At 45.6% G+C, this 15,001-nt stretch carries 10 protein-coding genes; 3 read left to right on the forward strand and 7 right to left on the reverse strand.

Annotated features, from left to right (window positions below):
• Positions 1-49 precede the first annotated feature (49 nt).
• Positions 50-1,495: a pyruvate kinase gene (pyk, locus tag F0232_RS07290; RefSeq protein ID WP_004737392.1), complete on the reverse strand. Its 1,446-nt coding sequence runs from the start codon at positions 1,493-1,495 to the stop codon at positions 50-52.
• Between the two features lie 319 nt (positions 1,496-1,814).
• Here pyk and F0232_RS07295 point away from each other — a divergent pair, with 319 nt between their 5' ends.
• Both F0232_RS07295 and F0232_RS07300 read left to right on the forward strand, forming a co-directional pair.
• A complete protein-coding gene (locus F0232_RS07295; protein WP_061033767.1) occupies positions 1,815-3,032 on the forward strand; it encodes an ROK family protein in 1,218 nt (405 codons plus the stop codon).
• 165 nt (positions 3,033-3,197) lie between these two features.
• On the forward strand, positions 3,198-4,139 hold the full coding sequence (locus tag F0232_RS07300; RefSeq protein ID WP_061033766.1) for a chemotaxis protein CheV: 942 nt from the start codon (positions 3,198-3,200) through the stop codon (positions 4,137-4,139).
• A 312-nt stretch (positions 4,140-4,451) separates the two neighbouring features.
• Here F0232_RS07300 and F0232_RS07305 read toward each other — a convergent pair whose 3' ends face one another.
• The 4 genes from F0232_RS07305 to F0232_RS07320 all read right to left on the reverse strand — a co-directional run bounded on the left by F0232_RS07305 (position 4,452) and on the right by F0232_RS07320 (position 10,737).
• Positions 4,452-7,544 (reverse strand): error-prone DNA polymerase, encoded by a 3,093-nt coding sequence (locus F0232_RS07305; RefSeq protein WP_105057397.1) that lies wholly within the window; start codon positions 7,542-7,544, stop codon positions 4,452-4,454.
• A 116-nt stretch (positions 7,545-7,660) separates the two neighbouring features.
• A complete protein-coding gene (locus tag F0232_RS07310; RefSeq protein WP_105057396.1) occupies positions 7,661-9,133 on the reverse strand; it encodes a DNA polymerase Y family protein in 1,473 nt (490 codons plus the stop codon).
• A gap of 3 nt (positions 9,134-9,136) precedes the next feature.
• Positions 9,137-9,844, reverse strand: coding sequence for a translesion DNA synthesis-associated protein ImuA (imuA, locus tag F0232_RS07315; RefSeq protein WP_105057395.1), 708 nt, complete (start codon positions 9,842-9,844; stop codon positions 9,137-9,139).
• A gap of 152 nt (positions 9,845-9,996) precedes the next feature.
• Positions 9,997-10,737, reverse strand: coding sequence for a YciK family oxidoreductase (locus F0232_RS07320; protein WP_017629695.1), 741 nt, complete (start codon positions 10,735-10,737; stop codon positions 9,997-9,999).
• A gap of 137 nt (positions 10,738-10,874) precedes the next feature.
• On the opposite strand from F0232_RS07320, the gene sohB reads away from it, so the two are divergent.
• Complete coding sequence (sohB, locus tag F0232_RS07325; RefSeq protein ID WP_061034189.1) at positions 10,875-11,942, forward strand: protease SohB; 1,068 nt, start codon at positions 10,875-10,877, stop codon at positions 11,940-11,942.
• A 175-nt stretch (positions 11,943-12,117) separates the two neighbouring features.
• Here sohB and F0232_RS07330 read toward each other — a convergent pair whose 3' ends face one another.
• Complete coding sequence (locus F0232_RS07330; protein WP_061034190.1) at positions 12,118-13,677, reverse strand: SpoVR family protein; 1,560 nt, start codon at positions 13,675-13,677, stop codon at positions 12,118-12,120.
• 11 nt (positions 13,678-13,688) lie between these two features.
• Positions 13,689-14,960, reverse strand: coding sequence for a YeaH/YhbH family protein (locus F0232_RS07335; protein ID WP_004737401.1), 1,272 nt, complete (start codon positions 14,958-14,960; stop codon positions 13,689-13,691).
• Between the last annotated feature and the right edge of the window lie 41 nt (positions 14,961-15,001).

Raw genomic sequence — 15,001 nt, forward strand, 5'->3', positions numbered from 1 at the left:
TTTATCTCATGTTGTCGCTGCTTATTGGCTTTATCCGCTGCGCTGAGAGTTAAGTGACAGGTAGGATTCTCATACAGTTAGTTGAGCCAGCCACGTCCATGATATCGCCTTGGGTAATGATCACGAGATCACCAAACTTGAGGTGTCCTTTCTCTTTTAGGCAAGCAAGTGTCGATAGTGCAATGTCAAAGCTGTCTTTGGCTTCTGTCTCAAAGTAGATAGGGGTTACGCCTCGATACAAGGTACAACGGTTTAGCGTTCCTTCGTTACGAGACAAAGCGTAGATAGGCATGTCAGCACTTAAGCGAGACATCATCAAAGCAGTGCGCCCAGACTCAGTCAGCGTGACTACACCTTTAATGCCTTCCATGTGGTTGGCAGAGTAGATGGTTGCCATTGATACTGTTTCTTCTGCTGTCACGAAAGTGCGGTCAATTCGGTAGTTGGACTGATTGACGTTTGCCATTTTCTCGGCACCAACACACACTTCTGCCATCGATTTTACCGTCTCTACTGGGTATTGCCCGGCAGCGGTTTCACCTGACAGCATTACCGCATCTGTACCATCAAGCACAGCGTTCGCGACATCCATTACTTCAGCACGGGTAGGCATTGGAGCGGAGATCATTGATTCCATCATCTGAGTTGCAGTAATGATAGTGCGATTAAGGGCCCTAGCACGGCGTATAAGCTGTTTTTGTACACCGACTAACTCTGGGTCCCCAATTTCTACTCCGAGGTCACCACGAGCCACCATGACCACATCTGAAGCCATTATGATGTCATCCATGTTTTCAACGGTCGATACCGTCTCTGCTCGTTCAACTTTGGCGACCAAGTGAGCTTCTAAGCCTGCTTCACGCGCAAGTTGGCGAGCGTAGTGCATGTCTTCGCCGTTACGAGGGAAAGAGACAGCGAGGTAATCGACTTGGATTTGGGCGGCGGTGACGATGTCTCGTTTGTCTTTGTCGGTTAGCGCTTCTGCAGAAAGCCCACCGCCTTTTTTGTTGATGCCCTTGTTGTTGGATAGCGGGCCGCCAATGATGACTTCGGTATGAACGCGACAACCTTCGACCTTGGTGACTTTGAGTTGCACACGTCCATCATCAAGTAACAGAATGTCGCCGGCTGAGACATCATTCGGCAGCTCTTTATAGTCGAGGCCAACGGCTTGCTGGTCGCCCTCACCTAAACCTAGGCTGCTGTCTAGAGTGAATTCATCACCAACAGCCAGTTGAATCTTTCCATCTCTGAATGTCGACACACGAATCTTGGGACCTTGAAGGTCGCCGAGGATAGCGATTTGTGTCCCCAGTTTTTTTGCGATTGCTCTGACTTTTTCTGCACGTTGTATATGGTCGTCGCTGCTGCCGTGGGAGAAGTTCATACGAACAATATTGGCACCGGCTTTGATGATCTCTTCAAGCACGTTACCTTTATCGGTAGAAGGGCCTAGCGTTGTGACGATTTTCGTTTTTCTTAATTCAGCTGTCATGAATACTCCTAGAGTGAGGCCAGTAATCTTTTTAAAAGACTGAATTAAGTATATGCATTAATTGATAATTTATTGGGAGCTAGGAGGATATTTCTTGATTTGCCTTTAATTATTGAATTCAGGACTCAAACGCGATGTTTTATTCTAAAAATTAAGTCGTAAATTATCGATGTGAGTGTTAATTTTCCTCGAACTATTTGACTCGATACACAAAGATTCATGTATATACGTGATACTGGTCACGGCGATATACCAAGTGACTTCACAATTACTTCGCAAAGTAAAAAAATTATCCCGTTGATGATTTCTGGAGCGTAAAATGTACATGGCTCAACCGGGCCATATTGATCATATCAAACAGGTCAATGCTGGTCGTGTATATAAACTAATTGACCTTAAAGGTCCTATTTCTCGTATCGATCTGTCCAAACAAAGTGAGTTGGCTCCGGCGAGTATTACCAAAATAACCCGTGAACTCATGGAAGCTCACCTTATCCACGAGACGACGGTTCAAGAAGCTACGACTCGCGGACGTCCTGCTGTTGGTTTGCAAACCAACAATGAAGGTTGGCAATTCTTGTCGATGCGTCTTGGACGCGGGTATCTTACTATCGCGCTTCATGAACTGGGCGGCGATGTGCTTATCGATACGAAGATCGACATTCACGAACGCGACCAAGATGATGTACTTGCGCGTCTTCTTCATGAAATCGACGAATTCTTTCAAACTTATGCTGAGCAGCTCGACAGGGTAACCAGTATCGCGGTCACGCTTCCAGGCCTTGTGAATTCAGAGCAGGGTATTGTGTTGCAAATGCCGCATTACAATGTCGAAAACTTAGCTTTGGGTCCTGAGATCTACAAAGAAACGGGCTTGCCGGTTTTTATTGCCAATGATACTCGCGCGTGGGCGCTGGCTGAGAAGTTGTTTGGTAATTCTCAAGATAATGACAACTCTGTCTTAATCTCTATTCACCACGGTTTAGGTGCCGGGATTATTCTTGATGGCCGAGTTCTGCAAGGTCGTCACGGTAACATCGGTGAATTGGGTCATATCCAGATCGATAAGGAAGGCAAACTTTGCCATTGTGGTAATCGAGGCTGTTTAGAAACGGTCGCGAGTTCACAGGCGATTCGTGAACAAGTGAAAGAGCGCCTAGCCAATGGTGAAGAATCCACGCTTACCGTTTTTGAAGATGTCACGATTGAACAAATCTGTGCTGCTGCGGCTGATGGTGACCCACTGGCTGTCGAAGTGATTGAGCAGTTAGGCCGTTACTTAGGTTCAGCGATTGCCATTGTGATTAACCTGTTTAACCCAGAGAAAATCTTAGTCGGTGGTGTTATCAACCAAGCTAAGAGCGTTCTGTACCCGGCGATTCAAAAGTGTATCGAAGAGCAGAGCTTATCGGTTTACCATCAAGATTTAGAGCTGGTGGAATCTCGATTCTACAAGCAAGCAACCATGCCAGGTGCTGCACTTATTAAGCAGGCTCTCTACGACGGTCAGTTGCTAATGAAAGTTATTGAAGGTTAACTCTTTTCTCTTCTTTTAGTCTTCCCCGATCCTTTCCATGTACTTAAGCTTCGTATAACAACATTTGTTGTACTTAGTTTAAGCATTCTGTGCATTAGCGCTTTGCTTTAACCCATTGAAGTAGGCTATTGTAGCCACAGTTATTATTTGTCACTAAGGTGTTGTATGTCTGGCGTTTTAAATTCGGTTGATCAGAGAACGAAACTGGTTGGTGAAAACCGTCTGGAACTCTTGTTATTCAGCTTAAATAGTCGCCAATTATTTGCGATTAACGTATTTAAAGTTAAAGAAGTGCTAAAAGTGCCGGTGCTTACTCGCTTACCGGGCTCCCACCACCATATTACAGGGGTGGCTTCTTTACGTGGTGAATCAGTACCTGTGATTGATCTGCGAAGTGCGATTGGCTTTCCGCCGTCACGTGCAGAGTCTCAAGAAAGTAACTTGATCATTACGGAGTACAACCGAACTGTACAAGGTTTCTTGGTTGGACAGGTGCGTAATATCGTTAATACAACATGGACTGAAATCCAGCCGCCACCAAAGACAACAGGTCGTGCAAACTACCTAACCGCTATCACGCATATTCAAGAAGAAGATCAGCACAAAATCGTTGAGATCATCGATGTTGAAAAGGTGCTAGCTGAGATCATCGATTACGATGTGTCGATCTCTGAAGGTGTGTTAGATGAGCAGTTAGCTCAAGAGATGATTGGCCGAAACGTACTTATCGTTGATGACTCTTCAACGGCACGTAACCAGATTAAAGGCACTTTGTCGCAGCTTGGATTAAACATCATTGAGTGTTGTGATGGCTTAGAAGCTCTGAACTTACTCAAGGGTTGGTGTGATGAGGGGAAAGACATCAATCAAGAAATTCTGTTGATGATCACCGACGCCGAAATGCCTGAAATGGACGGTTATAAGCTGACACACGAAGTACGAACTGACCCAAGAATGCATGACTTGTTTATTACGCTAAATACTTCATTAAGTGGAAGTTTTAATGAAGCAATGGTCGAAAAAGTAGGGTGTAACCGCTTCATTTCTAAGTTCCAACCGGACTTGTTGGTTGAGGTAACGCAGGAGCGTATGCGACAGATTTTGTAAATTATACCGACAGGTGGTTTGTTTTGAGTGACCTTATGGAAAACGTTTGCTATTATTGATGCAGTATATTAATCGTCACAAAATATGCTCAACTACTCACGTAACTTTTCACGCACAATTTAAGGTAGTTCCTCTTAATGATATGGTTGACGTCTAAAGTTGTTATGACTTTAAGCTTATTACTATATAGGGAATTTAAGAAAAGACGTACGGAAGCTGACGTTGAGGTATAACTCAACAATTTGAAATAAAGGGAAGCAGGCGCTTCCCTTTTTCGTTTTATTTACCGATATAAAACAGTAATTTTAGTTGTTAGTGAAAGTCTCGCGATTTGGTTTTTAAGCCAACAATCTCATCGGTAATATCGATAAGCTTACCTGCAATCACATGTACCACTTCACCTTCTTTTTCTAGGATGCCTTGCACCTTTAACGCCTTGGCTGTGAGATACGCTTGCTGTTGAGCGCGCGCCGTTGCTCCCCATACCACCACATTAATATTGCCCGTATTATCTTCCAGTGTGACAAAGGTGACGCCTGCTGCGGTTCCGGGGGATTGCTTACCCGTTACAAGCCCAACAACGGTGACCATGGATTTGTGTCGTTGTTGTTTTAAGTCTTTCATATGAGTGAATCGACCTAGTCGGTTAGCTTCTTCCAGTAACGTGATGGGGTGCTTATTCAAAGAGATCCCAACACTGGTGAAGTCCTCAAGTAAATCCTGCATCTCACTGGGTTGTTGCAATCTTTGTTCGTCATTACCTTTTTCAAAGCTGTCATCGATTTGACTAAACAAGGGTAGATCAGAGGCCGAGTCCATAATCGCCCAGCGAGTTTGAAAGCGGTCACCTGAAACGTTGTGAAGCGCATTTGCTGAGGCAAGTAGCTCAATGTCTTTCTTGTTGATTGATAACTGTTTTACCTGGCTAGGGTGGCGATAACCCGAGCTCGGCCGGTTAGCTAACACACTCTGGATACCATGTTCACTCAAGCCTTTGATTTGTCTCATCCCTAAACGTATGGCTAAACCATTTTGTTGAGAGACAACGGTGTGGTTGTCTTGAGAGGCATTCACGCATACTGGGAGTATCGCCACATTGTGTCGCTGAGCATCTTGTACCAATTGCGATGGGCTGTAGAACCCCATAGGTTGGCTATTCAGTAAGGAGGCGTAGAAGCACTCAGGGTAATAGCATTTTAACCAAGCTGAACAATACGCGAGTACTGCAAACGAAGCGGAATGACTCTCCGGGAAGCCGTACTCACCAAAGCCACATATCTGTTTAAAGATTTGCTCGGCAAACTCAATGTCATAGCCTCGCTTTTGCATGCCTTCAATGAGCTTGTTTTTAAATTTAAATACGTTGCCGTTTTTCTTCCAAGCGGCCATCGCACGTCTGAGCTGATCCGCCTCACCACCTGTAAACCCTGCAGCGACCATAGCGAGCTTTATCACTTGCTCTTGGAATATAGGCACACCCATAGTGCGCGATAGAACGGATTCAACCTCTTTCGAGGGATAGCTGATTGGCTCAATACCATCACGGCGCTTGAGATAAGGGTGCACCATGTCACCTTGAATAGGACCTGGGCGTACGATAGCGATTTGAATCACCAAGTCGTAGTACGTCCTTGGCTTGAGCCTTGGAAGCATGCTCATTTGAGCTCGTGACTCAATCTGGAATATGCCAACGGTGTCTGCTCGTTGAATCATGCCATAAACTTGAGGATCATCTTTAAGGCGAGTGATCTCTGCGATCGTTAACGAGCGACCATGGATACGCTTGATCAGGTCGAAGCATTTTCGAATGGCAGACAGCATACCAAGTGCAAGTACATCAACTTTAAGCAGCCCCAGAGTTTCAAGGTCATCCTTATCCCATTGAATAATTGTGCGATCGTGCATTGCGGCGTTCTCGACTGGAACCAATTCATACAAGGGGCCTGAAGAGATCACGAAGCCGCCCACATGTTGAGATAGGTGGCGTGGAAAGCCGATGATTTCATTAACTAAATGGATAAACTGCTGACCTTTTAAAGAGTCAGGTTGTAGCCCTAATAGAGTGAGTTGAGCCTGCCAGCCTAGGCTTTTATCTCTTCGGTTGGTGTTCTTAATGAAGTAATCAAGCTGGGTTTCTTGCAGCCCCAATGCTTTACCTACATCCCTTACTGCACTTTTGAAGCGATAAGAAATGACCGTAGCAGCAAGCGCAGCACGTTCTCTACCGTATTTTTGATAGATGTACTGGATGATTTCTTCGCGGCGTTCATGCTCAAAGTCGACATCAATATCGGGCGGCTCATCACGCTCTTTACTGATGAAGCGTTCGAACAGTACTGAGATCTGCCTTGGGTCGACAGAGGTGATCTCTAGGCAGTAACAAACCACGGAATTGGCCGCTGAACCTCGACCTTGATAAAGAATGCCTTGGCTTTTGGCAAACATGACGATGTCGTGGATCGTCAGGAAGAAGAAAGGGTAGTCGAGCTCGTCAATAAGCCCTAACTCTTTATCGATGATCTGTTGAATGTCACTAGGGATGCCTTGTGGGAAGCGAGCTTGTTTGCCTTTCTCGACCAACATGCGCAGATAACTCATGGGAGTTTCACCTTGAGGTATCAGCTCACTTGGGTATTCGTATCGCAAGCTATCCAAATCAAAGTCACACAGTTCAGCGATGCGATTGCTCTCCTCTAGCCACTCTGTTTTAAAGATATGCGAGAGCTTATTGATGCTTCGCAAACAGCGCTCGGCATTCGCCAGTAAGTGACTGCCTACTTCGGTAATGGGCTTTTGGTATTTAATCGCAGTGAGTGAGTGCTGTAAGGGCAAGCGATTAGCATTGTGCATCAACACGCCGCCACAAGCTGTCATTGGTAGGTGATGATGATGTGACAGCTCCACACAGTAATCGATGTACTGCTGATCGGTCTGTTTTAGGTGTCGTTGCAATCCAATCCACAATCGACCTGAGTGATGTTGTGAAAGCCACTGTCCCCAATGGGCGTCTTCAGCTTTCTGTTGAGGCAGCCATAGAATGAAGCAGTGCTTAGCCGACATTATATCCCACTCAGAAAGCTGATAATGTCCTTTGCTGCTGCGGCGTCTTGCGTTAGTAATAATACGGCACAGCTCAGCATAGGCCTTTCTATTTGGGCACAGTAAAACCACTTGGCACTCTTCATTTAGCCAAAACATGCTCCCGACAATCTGTTTGAGCGACAGTTCATGTTGCTTGATTGCAGAGTGAACCTTAACGATGCCTGCTACTGAGCACTCGTCGGTGACCGCAAGTGCTTTGTAACGTAAAAAGTCGGCCTGTAAAACCAGCTCTTCCGCGTGTGAAGCTCCCTCAAGAAAGGAGTAATTACTTTGGCAGAAAAGCTCTGAGTATTGCTGAGACATAACGTAATCTCACTTAATCATTGCGAGTAAACATGATTGAAAAAGGGGCTTTTAAATTGAGTCAATGGTGCAGGTTGGCGATTCAACTCTTTATTGGTTAGCTGAGTAAGTGTTGATTAGCTGAATAAGCCGTGTAAGAACCACTGTTTATCTGGTGTTCTAAATACCCACAACCATCGCCCGTTTTCACTGTGAGCAATAAAATAGTCACGAATGATTTTCTCGCCATCCCACCATCCAGAAACAATCCGCTCAGGCCCCTGAGATAAGATGACGTTCTCGGTTAAGGCCTCTGGCTCTGGCAGTAAAATGCTGGGCCTGAGTCGCTGCTGACCTGTGCTGAGAGTGGGTGTTGTTTGTTCCACAACCTCAACGGTGGCTTTTTTCTTTGCTACGGTTTTACTCAGGGTTGGAAGCGAGTAGCGATTGGCTTTTTCTGGCCTAGGATCCTGCTGTATTTTCGGTGTTTGAATGCATGCCTGTCCGAGCTTTGCCTGTAACAGTGACAGTAGATCTAACGCTGCAAGTGTTCCGGTATTACCATCAAAAAGATCATGGTAGGCCGTTTGAGGCTCACCATGACGAGCTAACGAGAGAGTAAGCGCTTGAACGGGGGCTGTGAGCTTGAGTGACTCTAAGGTGAGATGGGTAAGGTTAGCCCACTTTTCAGCAAGGTAATCCCCCTGTGCTGAATAGAAAGAGACTGGGTGGTCGTCTTTACCCCTAAGGTGCAGAGTCAGTGTTAGCTCAAACGCGACTCTGTCACGTAGCCTCAAAAAGCACTCCAGTTGATCCAATAATTTCAGCAGTGGCTTTTCGATAAATAGAATGTTCTCTATATCAAACAACAGCTCCAGATATTGCTGGAAGCTTTCTGGTGGATGATAGAAATCAATAGGGTGCTTGAATTGCCCATTGAGGCGACCAACATAATTGACCAAGTCGATATCAAAGCGACGTGCGACTTCTTGCAAAGGCAGCTTCAATAGCTCTTCAACGATATTAATACCGACACGATTTAAGCGCTCAACTTGCTTAGGTGGTAGCTCGCTAGAACTCAATGCTTGTTGGTTAACCCAAGCCTTCATCTGTTGAACATTGTCTGTTACTTGATTGATCGCTTGTTTGCCCAGAAGGATCGCAGAAAGCGGTGAGTAGCCTGTGGCAAAACTGAACTTAATGTTGAGAGCTTCAATATGGCTTTTGAGTTCATGCCAGTAGTTATCCAGCCCATCGTAAAGCGATAGCATGTTAGAAGCTTTAATCAACAAGCCATTGGGTGGCAACAGAGTCATGTCGGAAGTCACCAGGTACGCCCATTGAGCTATCTCTTTCAGTTTGTTTTTCTCAAGCTCAATGCTGTATGGGTGAACGTGTAAGTGATGGCAAAGTGCCGCCGCTGACCCTAGCCCCATACCCAGTGTGATGCCTGATTCCAGCGCGACTTGATTAGCTTGCAGTACACGATGATCTTTTTCATCCACGATGATAATAGGTTGCTCGTGTGATTCTTCCTTTGAGCTCGATTCACTTGAGTTAAACAAGGTATCCAATTGCAGAGATGGAAAGTGCAGATACAGCCACAGCATACGCTAGCCTTGTTTCGCAATAGGAAAAGCCAGCACAGTATTATCAGACAAGACACGGTGTGAACTGTCGATGCTGATGACTTTCTCTGTCAGTAACGGCCAATGGTGAGTCATGTCGAGGATAAAGCTGCCATACGACCAGCTGCCTTTTCTTTTTGTTACCTCAACCTTTAACCCCTGAGCATGAGAAGAGAGCTTCATGCTTAAAGAAACGGGTAGGGATAATTGATTATGGCTGGTGGCTTTAAAATGAAACTGTAGGCATTTACCGGTTTCACTTGCTGCTTGTAAGCGTTTGGTTTGGTGGATTTCGAGATCGGCTCCCCATAACAATACAGAATGGCAAGCACCACTCTTGAGGCATTGCTCAGCAGCCCATAATGCATCGAGATCACGTTGAGGCTCGATCACCAAGATGTTATCAAGTTCGACTCCTTGGCTACTAAAAAACTCGGCACAGATCTTCCCTGGCGGGTTAATGAATATGGCCAGTTTTTGCGAGTTTTGTTGAGATAAATAGGGCGTGAGTAGGCGTAGTTCACCGATCCCTTGTTGTGATTCAACTTCAATAACGCCGTGCGTCGGAAAGCCACCATCAAGCTGTTTGTCCAATTGCGGATAGCCTGTTGAAGTGGTACTTCCTAGCGTTGTTGATTGTAGCCCTTTCCAGATTAGCTGGCGGTCTTGTAAGTTTTTTATGAGTTCATGCATAATTAAATACCTGTATATTTATACAGTATATTTAATCGTGAAAAAGATGCAAAGCAAAATGACGAAAATTAGTAGAAGTAAGTGTTAGATGCTTGATTTAGATAAAAAAAGCCGCTATTAAAGCGACTTTTTACGATTGGTTATAATATCAACTACTTAGGTTGAGCGTCGATACATTGGCCATTAATGTCTGTCACACTTGGGTTCATTAAGTGTAAGTACAGTGGGATGATATCCAGTGGCGTTTTTAGCTTGTTTGCATCTTCACCTGGGTATGCTTTTGCGCGCATGCGTGTTTGAGTGCCACCCGGGTTGATCGCATTAACGCGGATGTTAGTGTCTTCAAGCTCATCCGCTAGGATTTGCATCATACCTTCGGTAGCAAACTTAGAGATCGCGTAAGTGCCCCAGAATGCACGGCCAGAGTGGCCAACGGTAGAAGAGGTAAATACGATACGACCTGCTTCCGCTTTCTTAAGAGCTGGCAGAAGTGCTTGAGTCATCAAGAATTCAGACTTCACATTGATCTGCATAACATCATCAAAAGTCTCTTCATCAATCTGCTCAAACGGGCTCAGAGTACCGAGAACGCCAGCGTTATGAAGTAGACCATCTAAACGACCGAACTGTGACTCAATGGTTTCAGCCATATCAATGTAGTTCTGCTTTGTCGCGCCTTTTAGATCTAATGGGATGATCGCAGGCTGTGGGTAACCAGCACTTTCGATTTCATCGTAAATAAATTCAAGGTTTTTAACATTGCGGCCTAGCAGAATAACTGTCGCGCCATGTTGAGCGAAGCTTAGTGCTGCTTGGCGTCCAATACCGGCACCAGCACCAGTAACCAAAATTACTTTATCTTTGAGGGCATCTGTAGAGATTGGGTAATCCACTGTGCTTATCCTTCTTTCTTTTATTATGTTCGCCATTCCATTGATGTTTAATCACACAGATAACCGCAGGAATGATGAGAAATTCTTGGTAATCGTGACAAGATGGTTACAATACACTAATTCATACATTAGGGGATATGACATTGGAATTTTTGTTGGACTACGGCTTGTTTTTAGCCAAGATTGCGACCGTTGTAATCGCCATCATCGCAATTTTAGTCATTGCTAAATCTGTGGGTGGAAAATCAAGCGCGATTAAAGGTGAGCTGGAAATCACGAACCTATCTGAACACCATAAACAGACAATCGAACAATTAGAGCACCATCTACACGATGATGCTTTCATCAAAGCCCGTGATAAAGCAGAAAAGAAAGCGGAAAAAGAGAAAGTAAAATCACGCGGTAAAGAAGTGAAAAAAGCAGTGAAAGAGGGTGAGCTTGATAGCAAGCGTGAACCACATCTATTCGTTCTTGATTTTAACGGCAGCATTGATGCGAAAGAAGTGGCTTCATTACGTGAAGAGGTAACGGCGGTTCTGGCTGTGGCTCGTGAAGGCGATGAGGTATTACTTAAGCTTGAATCTGGCGGTGGCATGGTTCACGGCTACGGTTTGGCGTCTTCTCAACTTGATCGTATCAAAGCAGCAGGTCTGCCTCTGACTATCTCGGTAGACAAAGTGGCGGCAAGCGGCGGCTACATGATGGCATGTATTGCAGACAAAATTGTGTCAGCGCCGTTCGCTATCGTTGGCTCTATTGGTGTGATTGCTCAACTGCCAAACTTTAACAAACTGCTTAAGAAACATGATATTGAGTTCGAACAGCTAACTGCAGGTGAGTACAAACGCACACTGACTATGTTTGGTGAGAACAGCGATAAAGCACGTGAGAAGTTTAAAGAAGAGCTAGAAGAGACACATGGTCTATTCAAAGACTTCATTCGCGACCACCGCCCTGCACTTGATCTTGATAAAGTAGCGACGGGCGAACACTGGTTTGGTACGCAAGCTCACGAACTTGGGCTGGTGGATGAGATCCGCACTTCTGATGACCTAGTCGTTGAAGCATGCAAAGACAAGACAGTGCTAGCGATTCACTATGTACAGAAGAAAAAGCTGTCAGACAAGCTCGCAGGTGTGGCAGGTAAATCTGCAGACAGCGTGCTGATGAAGCTGATTGAACGCGGTCAAAAGCCGATCGTTTAATAGTGTTCGTTTAAGACGCTAGAGCTCAAGAAGTAAGAGCCAAAAGAAGCTTAAAAGGAAAGCGCATAAGTCGATGACTTATGCGCTTTTTTGTTGCTCCACTTCCGAGCGGGTGACCACTATGTTGTAGGGGGAGCGGAGTCTTATACCCAGCACCGATTAACGGCGATGGGTATTAGATTTTTGCTCCGTAATCATTACGTTTCGGGCAAGTCGTCAGAATCTCTCTATGACCTGTGTCTTTGACCTCTTCTAAAATCACGTCGAAGCCCCATAAGCGATATAAGTGCTTCATCACTTCGTCGTAGCCTTTATCAAGAGGGATGCGGTCATGAGGGACATATTGGAGTGTCATTGAACGATCGCCGCGTACATCTACATTGAACACCTGAATGTTGGGTTCAAGGTTGCTGAGGTTGTATTGCGCGGCGAGCTTTTCACGGATCAGGCGGTAGCCCGGGTCATCATGAATCGCACTCACTTCAATGGTGTTTTTTCGGTCGTCATCGAGCACTGCGAACAGCTTAAAGTCTCGAATGATCTTCGGAGAAAGGTATTGGCTGATGAAGCTTTCATCTTTGAAGTTGTGCATCGCAAAGTGCACCGCCTCCAGCCAATCCGTTCCTGCCAATTCCGGGAACCACTCTCTGTCTTCATCAGTTGGCTCTTCACAGATACGACGGATGTCTCTAAACATCGCAAAGCCAAGCGCGTATGGGTTGATACCGCTGAAATAAGGGCTGTTATAGGCTGGTTGAGCGACTACGCTAGTATGGCTGTGTAGGAACTCTAAGATGAACTTATCACTTACTAGGCCTTCATCGTATAGATGGTTAAGAATGGTGTAGTGCCAGAAGGTTGCCCAGCCCTCATTCATTACCTGAGTCTGTTTCTGAGGGTAGAAATATTGGCTGACCTTACGAACAATACGTACACATTCACGCTGCCAAGGCTCCAGTAAAGGCGCATTCTTTTCAATGAAGTAAAGAATGTTCTCTTGTGGCTCACTTGGGAAACGTACCTTCTGCTCTTCCTCTTTGTCGCGGTTTTGTGGCACTGTGCGCCACAGTTCGTTGACTTGAGATTGCAGGTAAGCCTCACGTTCTTCTTGGCGAGCGGTTTCCTCCGCGATGGAGATCTTCTCTGGGCGTTTGTATCTGTCAACGCCGTAATTCATCAGAGCATGGCAAGAATCGAGCAGTTGTTCGACTTCTGAAACGCCGTATTTCTCTTCACAATCATTGATGTACTTTTTAGCAAACAGCAAGTAGTCGATGATTGAGCTAGCATCTGTCCATGTTTGGAACAGGTAATTTCCCTTGAAGAAAGAGTTATGGCCGTAACAAGCGTGTGCCATTACCAGCGCTTGCATCGTCACGGTATTCTCTTCCATTAGGTAGGCAATACAAGGATCTGAGTTGATCACGATTTCATACGCGAGCCCCATTTGACCATGCTTGTAGTTCTGTTCGGTTTGAATGAACTTCTTACCAAATGACCAGTGGTTGTAATTAATAGGCATACCGATACTCGAGTATGCATCCATCATCTGTTCAGAAGTGATCACTTCGATTTGGTTAGGGTAAGTGTCTAGTCGGTAATGCTGCGCCACACGCTTAATTTCAACGTGGTATCGCTCTAAGAGGTTGAACGTCCAATCTGGACCATCAGGCAGCATCTTGTCGTTGTTCTTTGGTGCAGCTTTTTTCTCTGCAACGTTTGATTTCGCTGTCATGGCAAGCCCCCTTACGCTGTCTCTTTCTGGAACAGTTCTCTAAACACAGGGAAGATATCATCCACTGTTTTGATGTTTTTCATGGCGAAGTTGTCGAAGCTCGCTTCTAACTTCTCATACTCGTGCCAGAGTGTTTGGTGTGAGCGACGCGTGATCTCGATGTACGAGTAGTATTGGCAAGTCGGCAGAAGCGTATTCACCAGTAACTCTTTACAGCGAGGCGAGTCATCTGCCCAGTTATCACCATCAGACGCTTGTGCCGCGTAGATATTCCACTCATTAGCCGGGTAACGATCAGCAACAATTTCTTTCATCAGTTTTAAGGCGCTCGATACAATGGTGCCACCGGTCTCTTGCGAGTAGAAAAACTCGTGCTCGTCGACTTCTTTGGCTTGAGTATGGTGACGAATAAACACCACATCGACATTTTCGTAGGTGCGATTAAGGAATAGATACAGCAGCACATAGAAACGTTTTGCGATGTCTTTAGTGGCTTGGTCCATCGAGCCAGACACATCCATCAAGCAGAACATCACCGCTTGGCTAGATGGAATAGGGCGTTTCTCGTAGTTTTTGTAACGTAAATCGAAGGTATCGATGAACGGCACGCTATCGATTTTCTTACGTAGCTCGGCGATCTCTTCCTTGATTCGAGCTTCTTCAAACGGTTGAGCGGGCTCGGTCATTTGAACTTGATCGAGCTGGTCCATTAGGGTTTTTAAATCGCGCTTTCTACCTGCCGTCATTGCGGTTCGGCGAGCAAGTGACTGTTGCAGTGAGCGAACAATCGCGATGTTGGATGGAATCCCCGCGCTTTGGTAACCAGAGCGGTGCGTTTTCCATTCGGTGATCTTGTTGACCTGATTTTTCTCTAGGTTAGGCAGGGCGAGATCTTCAAACAGAATGTCCAGGTACTCGTCTTTTGATATTTGGAAAGTAAACTCATCTTGGCCTTCGCCATCTGGGCTAGCATCCCCTTGGCCTGAGCCACCACCTTGACCACCACCTTTCGGGCGCTCGATTTTATCGCCGGTGATGAATTGATCATTACCAGGGTGCACGCGTTCTCTTACGCCACCTTGACCTTGGTGAAAGCTTGGTTCTTTGATGTCTTTATGAGGAATAGTGACGTCCTCACCAGTTTCAGTGTTGGTGATTGAGCGTCGGTTGACTGCATCGGCCACAGATTCTTTGATTTGCTCTTTATGGCGTCGTAAGAAGCGCTGTCTGTTTACAGCACTCTTATTCTTGCCATTGAGCCTCCGATCGATAAATTGTGCCATAAGAACTCCCTCTCAGCTGATGTCGCGATCCTACTTTTACA

Origin of the sequence: Vibrio sp. T3Y01 (genome assembly GCF_013114525.1) — a bacterium.
GTDB lineage: Bacteria > Pseudomonadota > Gammaproteobacteria > Enterobacterales > Vibrionaceae > Vibrio > Vibrio chagasii_B.